The organism is Duganella vulcania, from assembly GCF_009857655.1.
In the GTDB taxonomy this organism is placed as follows: domain Bacteria; phylum Pseudomonadota; class Gammaproteobacteria; order Burkholderiales; family Burkholderiaceae_D; genus Rugamonas; species Rugamonas vulcania.
Genome location: NZ_WWCX01000112.1, coordinates 1 through 17,328, shown reverse-complemented (window position 1 = coordinate 17,328; position 17,328 = coordinate 1). Strand labels below are relative to the sequence as shown.

18 protein-coding genes are annotated in these 17,328 nt (G+C 66.3%); 12 read left to right on the top strand and 6 right to left on the bottom strand.

The genetic code is table 11. The features are described from left to right. The 4 genes from GTP90_RS31110 to GTP90_RS31095 all read left to right on the top strand — a co-directional run. A partial coding sequence (locus GTP90_RS31110) for a hypothetical protein (RefSeq protein WP_161087150.1) occupies positions 1-550 on the top strand: 550 nt, incomplete at its 5' end. A gap of 1 nt (position 551) precedes the next feature. Then, on the top strand, positions 552-1,337 hold the full coding sequence (locus GTP90_RS31105) for a DUF2491 family protein (RefSeq protein ID WP_161087149.1): 786 nt from the start codon (positions 552-554) through the stop codon (positions 1,335-1,337). Positions 1,338-1,363: 26 nt separating this feature from the next. Further along, complete coding sequence (locus GTP90_RS31100; RefSeq protein WP_161087148.1) at positions 1,364-2,176, top strand: coiled-coil domain-containing protein; 813 nt, start codon at positions 1,364-1,366, stop codon at positions 2,174-2,176. Positions 2,177-2,255: 79 nt separating this feature from the next. Then, on the top strand, positions 2,256-2,531 hold the full coding sequence (locus GTP90_RS31095; protein ID WP_117012278.1) for a DUF493 family protein: 276 nt from the start codon (positions 2,256-2,258) through the stop codon (positions 2,529-2,531). Between the two features lies 1 nt (position 2,532). Here the strand turns inward: GTP90_RS31095 and gcvA are convergent, their stop codons facing one another. After that, positions 2,533-3,432, bottom strand: coding sequence for a transcriptional regulator GcvA (gene gcvA / locus GTP90_RS31090; protein WP_161087147.1), 900 nt, complete (start codon positions 3,430-3,432; stop codon positions 2,533-2,535). A gap of 122 nt (positions 3,433-3,554) precedes the next feature. Between gcvA and yfcF the strand changes: the two genes are divergently transcribed. The 8 genes from yfcF (at position 3,555) to GTP90_RS31050 (ending at position 13,948) form a co-directional block, all read left to right on the top strand. Then, a complete protein-coding gene (gene yfcF / locus GTP90_RS31085; protein ID WP_161087146.1) occupies positions 3,555-4,184 on the top strand; it encodes a glutathione transferase in 630 nt (209 codons plus the stop codon). A 14-nt stretch (positions 4,185-4,198) separates the two neighbouring features. After that, complete coding sequence (gene lipB, locus GTP90_RS31080; RefSeq protein WP_161087145.1) at positions 4,199-4,885, top strand: lipoyl(octanoyl) transferase LipB; 687 nt, start codon at positions 4,199-4,201, stop codon at positions 4,883-4,885. A gap of 31 nt (positions 4,886-4,916) precedes the next feature. Next, positions 4,917-5,903, top strand: coding sequence for a lipoyl synthase (lipA, locus tag GTP90_RS31075; RefSeq protein WP_161087144.1), 987 nt, complete (start codon positions 4,917-4,919; stop codon positions 5,901-5,903). A 178-nt stretch (positions 5,904-6,081) separates the two neighbouring features. Then, on the top strand, positions 6,082-7,563 hold the full coding sequence (locus tag GTP90_RS31070) for a tryptophan halogenase family protein (RefSeq protein ID WP_161087143.1): 1,482 nt from the start codon (positions 6,082-6,084) through the stop codon (positions 7,561-7,563). Positions 7,564-7,609: 46 nt separating this feature from the next. Continuing rightward, the gene (locus GTP90_RS31065) at positions 7,610-8,890 is read left to right on the top strand and encodes a hypothetical protein (protein ID WP_161087142.1); all 1,281 of its coding nucleotides are present in this window, start codon (positions 7,610-7,612) and stop codon (positions 8,888-8,890) included. Positions 8,891-8,933: 43 nt separating this feature from the next. Then, the gene (locus GTP90_RS31060; protein WP_161087141.1) at positions 8,934-12,149 is read left to right on the top strand and encodes a TonB-dependent receptor; all 3,216 of its coding nucleotides are present in this window, start codon (positions 8,934-8,936) and stop codon (positions 12,147-12,149) included. 61 nt (positions 12,150-12,210) lie between these two features. Further along, entirely contained in the window at positions 12,211-12,639 is a 429-nt protein-coding gene (locus GTP90_RS31055) for a PaaI family thioesterase (RefSeq protein WP_161087140.1), read from the top strand. A 4-nt stretch (positions 12,640-12,643) separates the two neighbouring features. After that, positions 12,644-13,948 (top strand): DUF3034 family protein, encoded by a 1,305-nt coding sequence (locus tag GTP90_RS31050; RefSeq protein WP_371875152.1) that lies wholly within the window; start codon positions 12,644-12,646, stop codon positions 13,946-13,948. 4 nt (positions 13,949-13,952) lie between these two features. Here the strand turns inward: GTP90_RS31050 and GTP90_RS31045 are convergent, their stop codons facing one another. The 5 genes from GTP90_RS31045 to GTP90_RS31025 form a co-directional block, all read right to left on the bottom strand. Further along, positions 13,953-14,471: a peroxiredoxin family protein gene (locus GTP90_RS31045; protein ID WP_161087139.1), complete on the bottom strand. Its 519-nt coding sequence runs from the start codon at positions 14,469-14,471 to the stop codon at positions 13,953-13,955. 50 nt (positions 14,472-14,521) lie between these two features. Beyond that, positions 14,522-15,172, bottom strand: coding sequence for a BON domain-containing protein (locus GTP90_RS31040; protein ID WP_161087138.1), 651 nt, complete (start codon positions 15,170-15,172; stop codon positions 14,522-14,524). Continuing rightward, positions 15,165-15,761 carry a phosphoheptose isomerase gene (locus GTP90_RS31035; RefSeq protein WP_117012266.1) on the bottom strand — a complete coding sequence of 199 codons (597 nt, stop codon included), beginning with the start codon at positions 15,759-15,761 and terminating at the stop codon, positions 15,165-15,167. Before GTP90_RS31035 ends, GTP90_RS31040 begins: the two co-directional genes overlap by 8 nt. Positions 15,762-15,818: 57 nt before the next feature. Continuing rightward, positions 15,819-16,169, bottom strand: coding sequence for a YraN family protein (locus GTP90_RS31030; protein ID WP_161087137.1), 351 nt, complete (start codon positions 16,167-16,169; stop codon positions 15,819-15,821). Between the two features lie 7 nt (positions 16,170-16,176). Then, positions 16,177-17,328, bottom strand: a 1,152-nt coding sequence (locus GTP90_RS31025) for a penicillin-binding protein activator (protein ID WP_161087136.1), incomplete at its 5' end; no start/stop codon positions are given.

Here is a 17,328-nt window from a genome sequence, read left to right as displayed (position 1 = left end):
CTCGCGCGACCTGGACCAGAGCGCGGCCCGGGCCAACGCCCTGAAAACGCTGGACGCCCGCCGCGCAGCGGCCGCCGCGCCGGCCGCGCCGCCGCCGCTGAACGATACGGTTTCGCGGCCGCAGCCCTCGCCGGTGTATCAGGCGCCGCCGGTGTACCAGCAGGCGCCGGTCATCGTGCAGCAGCCCAGTAGCGGCCTGATGCACGGCGTGCTGGGCTTCATGCTGGGGCGGGCGATGAGCCAGAGCCATCAGCCGGTGTCATATCCGACCACTAATGCGCCCGCCCCCGCCGGCGCCCCGGTCGACTACGGCGCCAGCCAGGCCGGCAGCGGCGCGGCCCAAGCGGGCATGGTTAACGGCATGCCGGGACTGGGCGATCCGGTCCCGGCCGCCCCACCGCCGGCGCCGTCCTTCCTGGCCCGGGTGGCGCGCTGGCTGGTGTGGCTGGGCGTGCTGGGGGTGATGGCGTGGGCGGCGGTGTACACGGTGCGCAAGCTGCGCCGCCTGCGGGCGGGTAACGCGACAAATTATTCATTTGAAAGGAATTGAGATGGGCTGGTCGGATGCATACAACTACCTGCGCAATGGCGCGGCCAGGCTGGGCGGGGCCGAGGCGCCGCGCACGGACCGGGACTTGCCGCTGGGCGCGCGCATCGGCAGCGTGCTCCAGCTGCAGCAGTCGCCGCTGCTGCGCGCCGCCGGCGACGGCTCGCTGATCACGCTGCCGGACGCGGGCGACACCCGCATCGTGGCGGTGTCGCAGATCCGGCTCCAGCAGAGCGGCGGCCTGTACCGCTACTACCTGGACACCGGCGACCTGGACGCGAAGGAGAAATTCCTGCAGGTGTACCAGGACGCCCAGGGCCAGGTGTCCGAGGTGATGTATTGCACCCAGCTGGCGCGGGTGATCCCGGAAACGGCGGAGGACCAGGAAGCCTACCTGGGCCAGGGCGGCGCCGGCCTGGGCGACCGCAGCTACACGCTGTGGCGCGAACAGCTGGGCGATGTGGGCCTGGACGAGTCCGACCTGGACCTGGTGTTCGGCCAGGGCGACGGCGTCGACTACTGGCGCGACGCCGGCGATCCCAACGCCGAGTTCGTCACGCCGTTCTCCGGCACCGAGACCCGGCTGGACGACGCCAGCGGCCGCACCGGCCTGCGCCAGGAAATGGTGTTCATGCCGTACGTGCGGGAACTGCGCGGCGGCGGCAAGGAATATTTGCTGATCACGACTGAAATCATCAGCAGCGTGAACGGCGATGCATCAAAACGCGGGATCCATGTCGACTTCGTCATTGGCATCCCGGTTGAGCAGCAACGCGTCGTTATCCAATGACGCGCAACTTTTTAAGGACGACTGACATGAGCAACTTGAACGGCTGGGGTTTGACCGCGCGCCTGATTTCCAAACATTTTGGCGCGCTGGGCGACCGTGTTTCCGAAGCGATCGCCAATTTTGATCCGGAAACGGCCACCGAGGCCGACCGCGACCGGCTGGCCGACAGCCTGCGCCTGACCGCCCAAAAACTGGCCGCCGCCCGCAGCTCCTTCGACAAGGAAGCGGCCGACGTGGTCCAGCTGCGCCAGCTGATCGCCACCGACGAGCAGGCGGCCGGCACGCTGGCCGAGCGCCTGGCCGCCGGCAAGATCTCGGAGGCGACCATCACCCTGTTCTGCGACGAGCTGGAGGCGAACAAGGCGCGCATGCCGCAGGAATTGCAGGAGGAAGCCGACGCCCGCCAATACATGCAGGAGCTGCAGGCCATTGTCGACGCGCTGTCCAAGCAGCTGGCCGATTTCGATTCGGCGGCCAAGAAGGCGATGCAGGCGCTGGCCTCGGCCCGCGCGCAGCAGGACCTGCAGAACCTGCGCGCCGAGCGCCAGAGCCAGCTGGCCGGGCTGTCCGGCATGAAGGGCAACTCCAGCGCGCTGAACGCGCTGACCCGCCGCGCCCAGGCCATCAGCAACGAGGCGGCCGGCATGAAGATCGTCACCGACATCGGCCAGCGTCCGTACGAGCAGGCGGCCGAGCTGGAGGCGATCCGCAAGTCGGTCAGCCAGCCCGGCATCGCCAACGAATCGGCGCTGGCGCGGCTGCAGCGGCTGTCCGGCCAGCAGCAGGCGCAGCTGGCCGCGCCGCAGGAACCGGCCACGCTGGCGCTGGGCAAAGCATAAGCCTGCGCTGAATTGGCTACAATAGAGGCCGGGGGCGCCGTGTTGGCGCCGCCGGTTTTCTTTTTTGATTGGAATGAATATGCAAGCGATCCCGCCGTCAGAGTCCCTCATCGAGTACCCGAGCGACTTCCCGATCAAGGTGATGGGCCCGACTCATATCGATTTCGCCCCGACCATCGTGCTGGTGGTGCAAAAGCATGACAAGGATTTCCATGAAGGCAAAATGGAAGTGCGTCCTTCGGCCAAGGGCAACTACACCGGCCTGACCGTGGTGGTGCGCGCCATCAGCCGCGAGCAGCTGGACGCGCTGTATTCCGAGCTGTCGGCACACCCGATGGTCAAGATTGTGATGTAAATCAGGCTTGCTGGCGCTGGAAGGCGGCAATCTCCTCCAGCAGCCAGTCGCGGAACGCCTGCACCTGCGGCCGGCCGGCCGCGCCGGGCGGCGAGACGAAGAAGTATTCATCCGGGCACGGCGTGGCGGTATCGAACAGCCGCCGCAGCTGCCCGGAGGCGATCTCCTGCATCGCCACCACATGGCGCACCAGCGCCACCCCGTTGCCGTCGGCGGCGGAGCGTATCAGCATCGACAAATCCTCGAACATCAAGCCGCCGGACGGCTCGGCCATGTCGACCCCGGCCGCGCGCAGCCACGGCGACCATGGCTCCACCGAGCGCAGCAGCGTGTGCCGGCTCAGCTCCTGTGGTGCCGTCGGCAGCTGTCCGCGGCGATAGTGGGGACTCACTACGGGATAATAGACATCGCCCATCAGCCGCTGCACCACCAGCCCCGGATAGTTGCCGCGCCCGAAGCGGATGCCGACATCGATGCCGTCGCGCGCCAGGTCCTGCAGCTGGCCGCTCGATTGCAGCACCACCTCGATATCCGGATACAGGTCGATGAAGCGGCCCAGCCGGGGCGCCAGCCAGCGCGCGGCAAACGACGGAATCGACGAAATCGTCAGCCGCTGGTTGACGGTCGAGGCCCGCATGGCATCCGCCGCGGCGGCGATGTCGGCAAAGGACTTGCCTAAAAACTGGGCAAATTTCAGCGCGTCGCTAGTTATTTTCACTTGCCGGCCGTGCCGCACGAACAGTGGCCGGCCCAATTCCTCCTCCAACGCCCGGACCTGATGGCTGATCGCGCCATGCGTCAGATGCAACTCTTCCGCCGCCCGCGAGAAGTTCTCGTGGCGTGCCGCCGCCTCGAAGGCGCGCAGTGCGGAAAAATTGGGCAGGCGGCGGCTGGCGCTCATCAGGTCGGCATGCTGTGGATAACTATGTGAATAAAATTAGCTAGAATCACGAAAATATAACGTTATACAGGCGCTACGGCAAGGCTTACCATGTGAATAAATCTACTCTAGCCGGAGCCGCCATGCCTTTTGAACTGTACGTCGACAGCCTGTTCACCAGCCCTTACGCCATGTCGGCCTTTGTGGCGCTGACCGAAAAGCGCTTGCCGTTCAGCGTCAAGACGGTGGACCTGGAGGCCGGCCAGCAGAAACTCAGCGCCTACGCAACCCGCGCGCTGACCGCCCGGGTGCCGGCGCTGGTCGAGGGTGATTTTGTGCTGACCGAGTCGACCGCCATCACCGAATACCTGGACGAGAGCTTTCCGGCGCCGGAATACATTTCGCTGTATCCGAAGGACCGGCGCCAGCGGGCCCAGGCGCGGCAGATCCAGGCCTGGCTGCGCAGCGACCTGCTGCCGGTGCGCGCCGAGCGCGACACGGAAACGGTATTTTTCGGCAAGGCCAGCGCGCCGCTGACGGCAGCCGGCCAGGCCGCCGCGAACAAGCTGATCCACGCCGCCGGCCAGTTTGTGCAGGAAGGCAGCCCCCACCTGTTCGGCGACTGGTCGCTGGCCGACGCCGACCTGGCGCTGATGCTCAACCGCCTGATCTTGAACGGCGACGAGGTGCCGCAAAAGCTCAAGGACTACGCCGCAGGCCAGTGGCAGCGGCCTTCCATCCAGCAATGGCTGGAGCGCCACCAGCCGGGCTGATTTATAATGTCGGGATGACGTCCCCTACCTCCACCGAGCCGGCGCTGATCCGCCACCTCGGCCTTTCCGACTACGACAGCACGTTCGCCGCGATGCGCGCCTTCACCGACGCGCGCACGCCGGACACCCGCGACGAACTGTGGATCGTCGAGCACCCGCCCGTGTTCACGCTGGGCCTGGGCGCCGACCGCGGCCACCTGCTGGCGGGCGCGTCCGCCATCCCGGTGGTGCAGACCGACCGCGGCGGCGAGGTCACCTACCACGGCCCCGGCCAGGTGGTGATCTACCTGCTGATGGACCTGCGCCGCAACAAGCCGGGCGGCAAACTGTACGCCCGGCAATTCGTCTATAAAATCGAGCAAGCGATCATCAACGTGTTAGGGGCGTATAATCTTGCCGGTGAGCGCGTTGCGGGCGCGCCGGGCATCTACATGGCCGGCGGACCGAAGCAAGGCGCCAAGATCGCCGCGCTCGGCCTGAAAGTGCGCGGCAACGGTTGCACCTATCACGGGCTGTCGCTGAATGTGGCGATGGACCTGGCCCCGTTTTCCTGGATCAACCCCTGCGGCTATGCCGGGCTGGAAACGACCGACATGCGCAGCGTCGGCGCGACCGCCGTGTTGTCCGACGTGCAACAGCAACTGGCCGAGGAGCTGATCCGCGTATTGGCGCAGGTGGCCGAACCGGCAGTACACGAATAACCAAACTTCGCCCGCGAGGGCACGCAGCCAAATGACTTCTGAAACCACCACCAGCGTTGCCCCGGCTTACAACCCGAGCGAAAAGCAAAAAGGCGCCAGCAAGACCGCGCGCATCCCGATCAAGATCGTGCCGATCGAGCAGGTTGAGCGGCTGAAAAAGCCGGAGTGGATCCGCGTCAAGGCGGCGTCGGCCTCGACCCGCTTCTACGAGATCAAGGACATCCTGCGCGAGAACAAGCTGGTGACCGTGTGCGAAGAGGCAAGCTGCCCGAACATCGGCGAATGCTTCGGCAAGGGCACGGCCACCTTCATGATCATGGGCGACAAATGCACCCGCCGCTGCCCGTTCTGCGACGTCGGCCACGGCCGTCCCGATCCGCTGGACAAGGACGAGCCGGCCAACCTGGCCAAGACCATCGCCGAACTGCGCCTGAGCTACGTGGTGATCACCTCGGTGGACCGCGACGACCTGCGTGACGGCGGCGCCGGCCACTTTGTCGAGTGCATCCAGCACACCCGCGCGCTGTCGGCCAAGACCCAGATCGAAGTGCTGGTGCCGGACTTCCGCGGCCGCCTGCAAAAGGCGCTGGACATCTTCAAGGACGGCCTGCCGGACGTGATGAACCACAACCTGGAAACCGTGCCGCGCCTGTACAAGGAAGCGCGTCCGGGTTCGGACTACATGCACTCGCTGCAGCTGCTGAAGGAATTCAAGGAGCTGTACCCCGAGGTGAAGACCAAGTCCGGCATCATGGTCGGCCTGGGCGAGACCGACGAGGAAATCCTGCAGGTGATGCGCGACATGCGCGAGCACAACATCGACATGCTGACCATCGGCCAGTACCTGGCGCCGTCCAACAGCCACCTGCCGGTGCGCCGCTACGTGCACCCGGACGTGTTCAAGATGTTCGAGGAAGAAGCCTACAAGATGGGCTTCAAGCACGCGGCGGTGGGCGCCATGGTGCGCTCCTCGTACCACGCGGACGAACAGGCGCACAACGTCCTGGCCGCAGGCTGATAAAGAGGGCTCCGCAAGGAGCCCTTTGCGCATTTACGTAATTTCCTCTGTTGTTTTGATAGTTATTGGAATTGTCCCCGGGAGGCATCATCTTTCAAAATGATGTTTCCAATATATAAAGAACTGATGCCCTCGCCGCAGCAATGGCCTTGAGGCGCCAGTCTACAAGGGGACATGCATGGACACCGCATACAAACGTATCGTGGTTGTCGGTGGCGGGGCGGCCGGTTGGATGGCCGCGACGGCGCTGGCGACCGCCCTGCCGGCTTGCACCGTGGAGCTGGTTGAATCCGAGGAGATCGGCATCGTCGGCGTGGGCGAAGCCACGTTTCCATCGATCCGCCATTTCCACCGGCTGGCCGGCATCGACGAGGCCGAGTTCCTGCGCGCCACCAACGGCACCTACAAGCTGGGCATCGAATTCCGCGACTGGCGCGTCCGGGGCGAGAGCTACTTCCACACCTTCGGCGACTTCGGCGACCTGACCGGCCCGGATGCGCTGTGGGGCCATTTCCGCCGGGTCGGCGACGCCGGCCTCGGCACGCTGGGCGAGCAATGCCTGTCGAGCGTGATGGCCAGCCAGGGCCGCTTCCAGGGCCTGGCCTCGGAAGAGAACCAGCCGTTCAACTATGCCTACCACTTCGACGCGGCGCTGTACGCCGGCTTCCTGCGCGCGCTGGCGCTGAAACGCGGCGTGCGCCGCACCGAGGGCCGCATCGTCGACGCGGCGCGGCGCGCCGACGGCGGCGTGGCCAGCCTCAAGCTGGCCGATGGCCGCGAGCTGGCCGGCGACCTGTTCATCGACTGCTCCGGCTTCGCCTCGCTGCTGCTGGGCCGCACGCTGGACGAGCCCTTCGCCGACTTCAGCCACTGGCTGCCGGTGGACCGCGCCTGGGCCGTGCCCAGCGAGCCCAGCGGCCCGGCGCTGACGCCGTACACGCGCGCCACCGCGCTGGAGGCGGGCTGGGCTTGGCGCATTCCGCTGCGCAACCGGGTCGGCAACGGCCACGTGTTCGCCAGCCGCTACCTCGACGAGGAGCGCGCGCGCGAACAATTGCTGGCGCAACTGGACGGCCCGGCGCTGGCCGAGCCGCGCCTGCTGCGCTTCACCACCGGCCACCGGCAGCGCTGCTGGGTCCACAACGTGGTCGGGCTGGGACTGGCCTCGGGCTTCCTGGAGCCGCTGGAGTCGACCAGCATCTTCCTGATCCAGAGCGGCCTGGGCAATCTGATCCCGCTGCTGCAGAAAGGCAGGCCCACCACGGCCGAGGTCGGCGGCTACAACGCCGGCATGGCGCGCCAGTTCGAGCGCATCCGCGATTTCATCATCCTGCACTACTGCCTCACGGCGCGCCGCGACGGCGAACTGTGGCGCCACATGGCCAGCATGGAGTTGCCGGAAACCCTGGCCTACAAGATCCACGCCTGGCGCCAGGCCGGCGTGCTGCACCAGTACCAGTGGGAAGGCTTCGACGCCAACAGCTGGCTGGCGATCCACGCCGGCATGGGGCACTGGCCGGAGCGCGCCGATCCGGAGCTGGCCGAACTGCCGCGCGACGAGGCGCTGCGGGCGCTGCGCCAGCGGCGCGAGACCATCGCCGCCCTGGTGGCGGCCATGCCCACCCACGACGCCTATCTGCGCCGGATGCTGGCGCGCTGAAGCGGCGACGAGACATTTAAAAACAAGCATACAAGAGGAGACAATAATGATGATAAAAGAAGCGACAAGATTCCAACTGTCGGCCATCGGGCTGGCCTGCATGGCGCTGCTGGCCGGTTGTGGCGGCGGCGGAGGCGGTAGTGGCGGCAGCGGCGGCGCGGTGCAGACGATCGCGTTCGATTTCCCTGGCGGGGCGGTGGTCGGGGTTCCGCCCACCGTCGCGACCACCAAGCTGGTGGCGACGGCCAGCTCCGGCGGACCGGTCACCTTCACCTCGAATACGCCGACGGTCTGCACCGTCAGCGGCGACACCGTGTCGCTGCTGGTGGCGGGCGAGTGCTCCGTGACCGCCACCCAGTCCGGTTATCAAGGCTACGCCGCGGCCTCGCACAGCCAGATCTTCGTCATTCCCAAGCGGCCGCAGATGGTGGTCTTCCGCAATCCTGGCTGGCAAGCGCTGGATGCGCAGCCGGTGACGCTGGCCGCGGCCACCAACACGGGACAGCCCGTGGTCTTCACGACCAGCACGCCGGCGGTGTGTTCGGTCAGCGGCACCTCGCTGTCCAAGCTCGCCAACGGCCTGTGCGTCGTCACCGCCACGCAGGAAGGCAGCGACATCTTTGCGAAGGCGACGACGGTCAAGAATATTCCGATCGGCACCGAACAGGCGGCCGCCGTGCCGTTCCTGACCGGCTACAAGGACACCAGTCAAACCAAGGAGCTCGGCACCGTCAGCCCCTACTCGGGCAGCAGCGTGGACGGCTGGTATTGCGGCTCGAACTGGTGCGGCAGCTCGGTCTCCAGCGATGGCGCCAGCTTCACGTATTTCTACAACATCCAGCCCAAGGATCCAGCCGGCATCGGCGCGTATTGGGGCATCAAGCTGTTCGCCGGCACCCTGACCGATCTGGCCGCGAACGGCGACACGCTGACCGGCGTCCGCATCGATGCCCAGGCGGCGGTGAAGTTCAACATGGCGATGAACAGCGAATGGTTCAGCACCAGTAACAACGCGGTCAATGTCGACCTGGCCCTCGGCCACTTCGCGATCAAAGAAGGCAAGGCCTGCAACGTCACGCTGCGCGCCGTGGTGAAGCCCACCGCCGCCGCCGCCACGGACTACAGCGTCAGCCTGCGCGACAAGTTCACGATCAACGAATCGTGCGGCCTGACCGGGCTGGACTTGTGGAACGAGCTGCAGGACTACCCGATCTCCAAGGTCGAATTCTCGGCGGCGGGTGTGAACACCTCGGTGTCGACCCCGGGCGCGGCCGCGCTGACCTTCACCACCAAGCTCACGCTGACCGGCGCCATCACCTTCCAATGACGGCGCGGCGCGCAATCAAGGCATAGACAAGAGGATAAATAGAATGAAGAAGATTGAGACACTGGGTAGCCGGAAACCCCTGAAGATGACCGCGCTGGCGATCGCGGCGGCGCAGCTGGCGCTGATGTACAGCGGCGGCGCGCTGGCGCAGACCGGTTCCCCGGCGGATGCCCAGGACGTGCCGGCGGAAAAAGTGGTGGTGGTGACCGGCCAGCGCAAGCAGCTGGAGACCTCGCAACGCATCAAGCAGGAGGCCGAACAGATCGTCGACTCGGTCGTGGCCGACGAGGCCGGCAAGCTGCCGGACAAGTCGATCACCGAGGTGCTGCAGCGTGTGGTGGGCGTGACCATGGACCGCAACACCTCGCGCACCCGCACCAACGCGGCCAGCAATCCGCTGTCCTACAACGTCGAAGGCTCGGGCGTGCAGATCCGCGGCCTGTCGTGGGGCTCGTCCACGCTGAACGGACGCGAAGGCTTCTCGGCCGGCTTCCCGGGACGCGAACTGAGCTGGGGCGACATCCCGCCGGAACTGATGGCCGGCGTGGACGTCTACAAGAACCCGTCGTCCGAGCTGATCGAGGGTGGCATCAGCGGCCAGGTCAACCTGCGCACGCGCTTGCCGTTCGACTCCAAAGGGCAGAGCGGCGCCTTCTCCGTCTCGGACAGCTACACCCCGTTCGGCAAGAAGAACACGCCGTCCTTCTCCGGCCTGTACTCCAACCGCTGGTCCAGCGACATGGGCGAGGTCGGCGCGCTGATCGATGTCTCCTACGGCAAATCCGCGTTCCGCTCCGACTCCTACAGCCTCGGCGCCTACTACCCGCTGAGCAAGCCGGTCCCCGGCCAGACGGTGTGGGTGCCGAACGGCACCTCCTGGGGCACCGGCGAGGGCAAGTCTGAACGCGCGGGTGTCTACGCCGCGCTGCAATGGAAGAAGAACGACAAGGAGTCGTCGCTGACTTACTTCGATTCGGGCTTCCGTTCGGAGAGCGTCAACGGCAGCTTCTTCAGCACCGCGTCGGATGGCAATTCCGGCTTGACGCCGTATGACCTCACGCTCACCAACGCCCAGTACGACGCCCACGGCGTGCTGCAAAAGGGCACGTTGAGCTATCCGGGCGGCCTGGGCCGCAACCAGTTCGCGGCCGGCGGTTTGTCGGCGGGCACGAGCAGCTCCTATGACAACGCCCATGGACGCACGCGCGACATCTCCTGGAACGCGAAATGGCGGATGGATGAGCGCTGGACCTTCCAGAGCGATCTGCAGTGGGTGCACGCCACCAATGGCGGGGACGGCAACATGATCAACATGGGGACGTTCGTGCCCAGCATGAGCTTCGACCTCACCACCCCGCGGCCCACGGTCAGCTTCGACGCGGCCGCGCGCGCCGCCCTGGCCGATCCCGGCAACTACTTCTTCAACAACCTCCAGCCTTACCTGAACAAGTCCAAGGGCGACATGTATGCGTGGAAGGGCGACGCCAAGTTCGTCTTCGACAGCAACGTGCTGCGCGACCTGCGCTTTGGCGTGCGGTTGACCAAGCGCTCGTCGTCGCATGCGATCGGCGTTGGCAGCGGCTGGTATTCCCTGTCCGAGCCGTGGTCGGTGTTCCAGAGCCCTGGGGTGGGCCGGCCGCCGACGGCCGCCGAGATCGGCAATTCCTGGCAGTCCCGCGGCAACTTCGGCTACCTGAGCGATCCCCGATATGCGGCGCTTGCCCCCGTCCAGCAATATGCCTTCCCCAACTTCTTCAACGGCAGGGTGGGCTCGCCGCCAACCATCGTGGTGCCGACGATGGCCGCGGTGCGCAACTATCCGGCCCAGGACCTGGCGCTGGTGGCGGTCAAGCGCCTGCAATGCGAAGACGGCAATCGCCTCAAGAACACCAACAACGATTGTTCGACGCAGGGCGCCGACTGGCGGCCGATGATCTTCTCGGACAACCCAGCGGACATCAACCCGCAAAACCCGTTGCAGGGCGCGCTGTCGACGGCCAGCGAAAACACCCAGGCCATGTATGGCACGCTGCGCTTCGGCTTCGACGACCTGAAGTATCCGGTGGAGGGCAATGTGGGCGCGCGGGTGGTCCGGTCGAGCGCGCAGTCCCACGGTTACACGGTCTTCAATCCGCAGTATTCCGAGACCACCAATCCCGCCTTGCCACGGTTTGGGGTGTTCAACGAGCCGCTCGATGTCAAGGGCAGCCACGTCGACGTGATCCCCAGCCTGAACCTGAAGGTGAGCCTGACCGACAAGCTGCAGTCCAGGCTTGCGCTGTCGCAGGGCATTTCCCGCCCTGGCTTCGATCAGGTGCAGGAGTACGTCAGCCTGCAGCAGAAGGTGGACAACGCCACCGTCAACGGCGTCAGCACGATCAAATCGGTCAGCTACGTCGGCACCAACTCGGGCAATGCGAACCTGAAGCCGCTGAAATCGAACAACTTCGATCTGTCGCTGGAATGGTATCCGCAGAGCGGCCAGTCGCTCACGGCGGTGGTGTTCTACAAGAAGATCAAGGACATCATCATGACCGATACCTACACCAGGAGCATCAAGGACCTGGCCGGTAATCCGCAGGAGTTTGTCATCACCGGGCCGGCCAACGCGGCCAAGCTGTGGGAGGGCGGTATTGAAATCGCCGGCCAGACCTACCTGGATAAAATTCCGGGGCTGGCCGGGATACCCGACTGGGCGAAGGGCTTCGGCATCTCCGCCAACTGGACCTACCTGGACGGCAAGCAGGACCTGTACCACCCGTACACGTCGCCTTACTGCCCCAAGAACGGCAGCAGCGACAGCCTGACCAATCTCTACGGTTGCGACACCAACGGCCTGCCCTTCAAGGACCTGCCGGTGGTCAACCTGTCCAAGCATGCCTTCAACCTGGGGCTGATGTACGACCGCGGGCCGGTGTCGGCACGGTTGGCGTATAGCTGGCGCTCCCGCACCTTGTTGGCGACCAATGCGTTCGGCGCCGGCGGCAGCGACGCCGTCAGCGCCGATCCGGCCCGCCTCGTCAACGGGGTCGCGCCGACGGACGTGGGTTGGGGACTGCCGGTCTGGCAAGAGGCTGTGGGACAGTGGGACGCCAGTCTCAACTACAACTTCACCGACAAGCTGTGGGCCAGCGCCAGCGTCAGCAACCTGACGCAGACGGTGACCAGGCAGACCAACCAGCAATTCATCGGCAACACGGGGCGTTCGTGGTTCGATCCGGGCCGCAGCTTCAAGGTGGCGATGGGTTACCACTTCTGACCGGGGAAAATTGCTATCATCGCGGGTGTCGGGCCCAGGCCCCCACTCGCGAAGGATAGTCATGGACGCCAGCCAGTTCAACCCGGAATACTTCAACAGCTTCGGCAAGGGCAGCTTGCCGGATCATCTGGGGATCGTCGTCACCGGCGTGCGCGAGGGCGAGATCGTGGCCGAGTTCGCCGTCACGCCGCAGCACCTGGCGCCGAACGGCTACCTGCACGCCGGCAGCGTGGTGACGCTGGCCGACACCGCCTGCGGCTACGCCTGCTTCTCGCATTTGCCGGAGGGCGGGCAGAGTTTCACCACCATCGAACTGAAATCCAACCATCTGGGCACGGCGCGCGACGGCGTCGTGGTGGCGACCGCGAAGGCGGTGCACCTGGGGCGCACCACGCAGGTGTGGGACGCCATCGTCAGCAACAAGGAGACCGGCAAGACCATCGCCCTGTTCCGCTGCACGCAGATGATCTTGTTCCCGAAGCAGGGGTGACGGCATGCGCTCCCTTTCCAGGATAGCCGGGCTGGGCTTGTTGCTGGCGTCGTCGCTGGCGGCCGCGCAAACGCCCTACACCGACGACACCACCTACGCCGGCCTCGGCGGCAAGGATGGCATCAAGCGCATTGTCGACACCTTCATCCCGCTGGTGCTGGCCGACGCGCGCATCAAGGCGACCTTCGACGACTTCGACATGGTGCAGTTGAATGCGCGGCTGCGCGAGCAGTTCTGCGAATTCGCCGGCGGGCCGTGCCGCTACACCGGCCAGCACCGCGACCGGACCATGGATGGCGTCGGCACCGTGCGCGACATGGCGACCGTGCATCAGGACTTGAAGATCACCGATGCCATGTTCAACGCGCTGACCGAGGATTTGCAGATCGCGATGGAACGCAACCAGGTGCCCAATCGCGTGGCCAACAAGCTGATCGCCAAGCTGGCGCCGATGCGGCGCGACATCGTCACCGAGCGGGCCGCGCAGGGCCGGCCGGATATGGGCAAGTTCCTCGCCACCGGCGGCGTCAGCCAGGTCGAGGGCGCGGGTGGTGGCGGCATCTCGCCGTGGGCGCTGATCGGCGGCTACGGCACGCGCGACAGCTGGGGCGCGAATGCGCACTATACCCACCTCGCCACCCAGGACTACAAGCTCGACAGCTACGGCGTGGCGGTGGGCATCGCCGACCGGCTGGAGCTGACCCTGGCTAAGCAGCGCTTCCAGGGCAGCCTGGCGCCGCTGAACCTGCTCGACATCCGGCAGGACATCGTCGGCGTGAAAGTGAGGGTGGCGGGCGACGCGGTGTACGGGCAGGACAGCCCGATGCCGCAGGTGGCGATCGGCATGCTCTACAAGCGCAACCGGGGTGTGGACGGACTGGGTGCGCTGGGCGTGAGCAATGTGAAGCAACTGGGCGCGAAGGATGACCACGGCTACGACTACTACGTGGCGGCCACCAAGATCCTGTTCGAGCAGAGCCTGCTACTGAACGGCACATTGCGCGCGACCCGCGCCAATCAGATGGGCTTGTTGGGCTTCGGCGGCGACAAGGGCGACAGCCTGCGGCTGATGCCGGAGGTGTCGGCGGCCTACCTGGTCAACCGCAAGCTGGCGCTGGGCGCCGAATACCGCCGCAAGCCGCACAACCTGGGCGTGGACAACGAGAAGGCGTATTACGACGTGTTCGTGGCCTGGTTCCCGAGCAAAAATTTCTCGCTAACGGCCGCATATGCCGACCTGGGCGATATCACCATCTTTAATCCGAAGCGGCAGCGCGGCCTGTACCTGTCGGCGCAGGCGGGATTCTGACGGGTCAGCCGTGCAGCGATTCTTCCAGCAGCTTGTGCAGCGCCGGGAAATCCGGCTCGCCCAGGTAGCGCTTGAGGATCTTGCCGTCCTTGCCGATGACGAAGGTGGTCGGCGTCATCGCGACGTTGCCGTAGGCCTTGGCGGCCGAGCCGTCCGTGTCGAGCGCGACCTTGAACGGCAGCTGGCGCGTTTCAGCGTAGTTCAGCACGTAGTTGGGCGGGTCGTAGCTCATCGCCACGGCCACGAACTCCAGCCCCTGCCCCTTGAACTTGTTGTAGGTGTCGACCATCTTCGGCATCTCGCCCACGCAGGTGGTGCACGAGGTGGCCCAGAAATTGACCATCACCACCTTGCCGCGCAGGCTCTCCGGCGAGATCTTGTCGCCCTTGATGCTCAGGAAGGTGACCTCGGGGGCGGCCTGGCGCTTGTTCAGCGACAGGTAGCCGCCAAAGCCGGCCGCGGCGATGACCACGGCGGCCAGCACCGGCTTGATCCAGCCGGGGGAAGATTTCGTCTGCTGCATGATGGGCTCGGACTAAAAAGGTGATGGGGCCATTATAGACCCCATCCGGATTACGAGTTGCCGGCCGGCTTGGCTGGCTGCAGGCTCTGCCATTCTTCCTCGGTGATGTATTCGAACACCTTGACCACCTTGTACACGCCGCTCACGCCGCGCGCCACGTCGGCGCCGATCTGGCCTTCGCGCTGGGTCACGCGGCCCTGCAGGTAGACCACGCCGCGCTCGGTCACCACCTGGTAGGAGTTGGCCGAGATATCCTTCTTGTCGACCAGGCTGGCCTTGACCTTGGTGGTGATCAGCGCGTCGTTCGAGCGCGAGGTGTAGCTGGACGGCCCGGCGATCTCCAGCTCGTTGATCACCGAGACCACGCCCTCGATGCCGCGCAGCTCGCGCTCGGCGGTGGCCTTCATGGCCTCGTCACGCACCTCGCCGGTCAGCAGCGCCCGGCGGTTGAAACTGTTGATGTTGATGTGACCCGCATCGCCGACGACGTTGTTGAGCTTGATGCCGCCCTTGACTTCGATCGCCCGGTCTTCCGTCTGCGCACCCAGGGTGCGGCGGTCGGTTGCGGCCAGCGTCCCGGAAATGGCGCCGCCCGCGACCAGCGCGACACAGCCCGACAGCGAGGCCAGCATGGCGCCACACAGCACGCTCATGGCCAGCGGCCGCTGTACTTTTTTCCAGATTACGCCGGGATTAGTCATTCACATCTCCTCCGAATAGCGCGACGTCGATGCCGTCGCAAATGCAATGTATGGTCACCAGATGCACTTCCTGGATGCGGGCGGTGCGGTCGGCCGGCACGCAGATGTGGACGTCGGCGTCGGTCAGCATCTTGCCGATGGCGCCGCCGCCCTTGCCGGTCATCGCCACCACGCGCATTTCGCGCTCCAGCGCGGCCTCGATCGCGGCCATCACGTTGGCCGAGTTGCCCGAGGTCGAGAACGCCAGCAGGATGTCGCCGGCCTGGCCGAACGCCTGCACCTGCTTGGAGAAGATCTCGCGGTAGCTGTAGTCGTTGGCCACCGCCGTCAGGATCGACGTGTCGGTGGTCAGCGCCATGGCCGGCAGCGGGAAGCGTTCGCGCTCGAAGCGCCCCACCAGCTCGGCCGCGAAGTGCTGGGCGTCGGCGGCCGAACCGCCGTTGCCGCACACCAGAATCTTGTTGCCGTTGGACAACGCCGAGAACATCAGCTCGATCGCTTGCGCGATGTGCGGAGCGAGGACGGTGGCGGACTGGATTTTGAGTTCGGCACTTTCGTGGAAGTGCGAGAGTATGCGTTGATTATTCATAGTGTGCTGATTATAGTGCAGCCGCACAACGAGCCGGACAAGCGCTGTTAAAAATGCTTACATTTCCAGCGTGTTTTGTATCCATGACAACTTTTCACCGTCGATGGCGACCAGGTCGAAGCGGCACGGCGGCAATTCGCGGTAGCGCAACAGGTAGAACTGCGCCGCGTGGATCAGCCGCCGCTGCTTGGCCGGGGTGACGCTGGCGGCCGCCCCGCCGTAGCGGCTGCCGGCTCGCCGCCGCACTTCCACAAACACCAGATGGGCGCCGTGCTGCATGATCAGGTCGATCTCGCCGGCCTTGCACAGGAAGTTGCGCTCGACCAGCACCAGCCCGGCCGCGCTCAGGTGGGCCAGCGCCCGGTCTTCGCCGAGCCGGCCCAGGCGCTGCTGTTCGGTCCGCGGCATGGCGGCCTCACGGCGTGACCGGGCGCGCCACGCCGTTCTGGTACACGGCCGGCTGCTCGGTGCGCTCGAAGCTGGCCGCGCCCTCGCCGAAGTCCACGTTCAGCCGGCCGGTCACGCCGTCCAGCTGGAAGCGCCCCACCGGATGGCGGCCGATCTCGCGCGCCACCCGGTAGGCGTCGATGCCCAGCGCGTACAGGCGCTCGATGTCGGCGCTGTTCGATTGCAGCGGATGCGGATACACCATCACGGCCGGATGGTCGCGCTGCAGCTGCCACGGCAGGTCCAGCAGGTGCACGCCGTCCAGCTCCTGGGTCGGGCTGTTGCTGCCGCTGCCGGGGTTCAGCGCCGAGGTGCCGTAGATCGGCAGGCCGCGCAGCGAGGGCCCCGGCGTGGAAACGGGCGGCGGCGGCAGCGCGTCGGCGGTGCTGAAGATGGGATTGGTCGGCTCGGTGCTGACGCCGTCGCTGAGGGCGCCGCGCAGCTGGCGGGTCTGGTCGGCGCTCATGGCCGAGAACAGCAGGCCGGGCGGATCGTCGCGCAGGCGGGCGCGCAGCTGCACCAGTTCCGGATCGCTGAGGTAGCCGTCCGGCGCGCCCAGCTCGATCGTTTTGGATGGCAGGCCGTGGCGCTCCCATTGCGCGGCGAAGGCGGCCGCCACGCGCCGCTGCCAGGGCGTGCTGGTGCTTAAGATCAGGGCGGTGCTGCCGGGCTGGTCGGCGGCGGCCCACTGCGCGGCCTGGCGCGCCTCCTCCTCGATCGACAGGCCCATGGCCAGCATCTGCGGCGGCAGCGGCGCGGCGCCCGGCATGCCGTGGCCGTCCGGGTAGTTCAGCGCGACGGTGGGCTTCTGCACCAGCGGACTGGCCGCGATGGCCGCCACGGCCGAGCGCGCCAGCGGGCCGACGATGATGTCGTCCTGCTGCTGGGCGCGGGCGTAGCTGGCCAGCACGTCCTGCGCCACGTCGCCGGTTTCGATCACGTCCACGGTGATGTTGTCGCGGTCGCGCTCCCACGCCGCCAGGAAGCCGGCCCGCACCGACGAGGCGGCCAGGCCCAGCGTCTCGGAACGCAGCGGCAGCAGCAGCGCCATGCGGATCGGCGCGGCGGACCCGGCTGCGGGAGCCTCGGCCATGCGCACCGGGCCCTGGTCGGGGGTGAC

What these genes read in the sequence shown, in the direction of transcription:
- GTP90_RS31105 (WP_161087149.1), top strand. Translation starts at nt 552, where the DNA reads ATGGGCTGGTCGGATGCATACAACTACCTGCGCAATGGCGCGGCCAGG.
- GTP90_RS31100 (WP_161087148.1), top strand. Translation starts at nt 1,364, where the DNA reads ATGAGCAACTTGAACGGCTGGGGTTTGACCGCGCGCCTGATTTCCAAA.
- GTP90_RS31095 (WP_117012278.1), top strand. Translation starts at nt 2,256, where the DNA reads ATGCAAGCGATCCCGCCGTCAGAGTCCCTCATCGAGTACCCGAGCGAC.
- gcvA (WP_161087147.1), bottom strand. Translation starts at nt 3,432, where the DNA reads ATGAGCGCCAGCCGCCGCCTGCCCAATTTTTCCGCACTGCGCGCCTTC.
- yfcF (WP_161087146.1), top strand. Translation starts at nt 3,555, where the DNA reads ATGCCTTTTGAACTGTACGTCGACAGCCTGTTCACCAGCCCTTACGCC.
- lipB (WP_161087145.1), top strand. Translation starts at nt 4,199, where the DNA reads ATGACGTCCCCTACCTCCACCGAGCCGGCGCTGATCCGCCACCTCGGC.
- lipA (WP_161087144.1), top strand. Translation starts at nt 4,917, where the DNA reads ATGACTTCTGAAACCACCACCAGCGTTGCCCCGGCTTACAACCCGAGC.
- GTP90_RS31070 (WP_161087143.1), top strand. Translation starts at nt 6,082, where the DNA reads ATGGACACCGCATACAAACGTATCGTGGTTGTCGGTGGCGGGGCGGCC.
- GTP90_RS31065 (WP_161087142.1), top strand. Translation starts at nt 7,610, where the DNA reads ATGATGATAAAAGAAGCGACAAGATTCCAACTGTCGGCCATCGGGCTG.
- GTP90_RS31060 (WP_161087141.1), top strand. Translation starts at nt 8,934, where the DNA reads ATGAAGAAGATTGAGACACTGGGTAGCCGGAAACCCCTGAAGATGACC.
- GTP90_RS31055 (WP_161087140.1), top strand. Translation starts at nt 12,211, where the DNA reads ATGGACGCCAGCCAGTTCAACCCGGAATACTTCAACAGCTTCGGCAAG.
- GTP90_RS31050 (WP_371875152.1), top strand. Translation starts at nt 12,644, where the DNA reads ATGCGCTCCCTTTCCAGGATAGCCGGGCTGGGCTTGTTGCTGGCGTCG.
- GTP90_RS31045 (WP_161087139.1), bottom strand. Translation starts at nt 14,471, where the DNA reads ATGCAGCAGACGAAATCTTCCCCCGGCTGGATCAAGCCGGTGCTGGCC.
- GTP90_RS31040 (WP_161087138.1), bottom strand. Translation starts at nt 15,172, where the DNA reads ATGACTAATCCCGGCGTAATCTGGAAAAAAGTACAGCGGCCGCTGGCC.
- GTP90_RS31035 (WP_117012266.1), bottom strand. Translation starts at nt 15,761, where the DNA reads ATGAATAATCAACGCATACTCTCGCACTTCCACGAAAGTGCCGAACTC.
- GTP90_RS31030 (WP_161087137.1), bottom strand. Translation starts at nt 16,169, where the DNA reads ATGCCGCGGACCGAACAGCAGCGCCTGGGCCGGCTCGGCGAAGACCGG.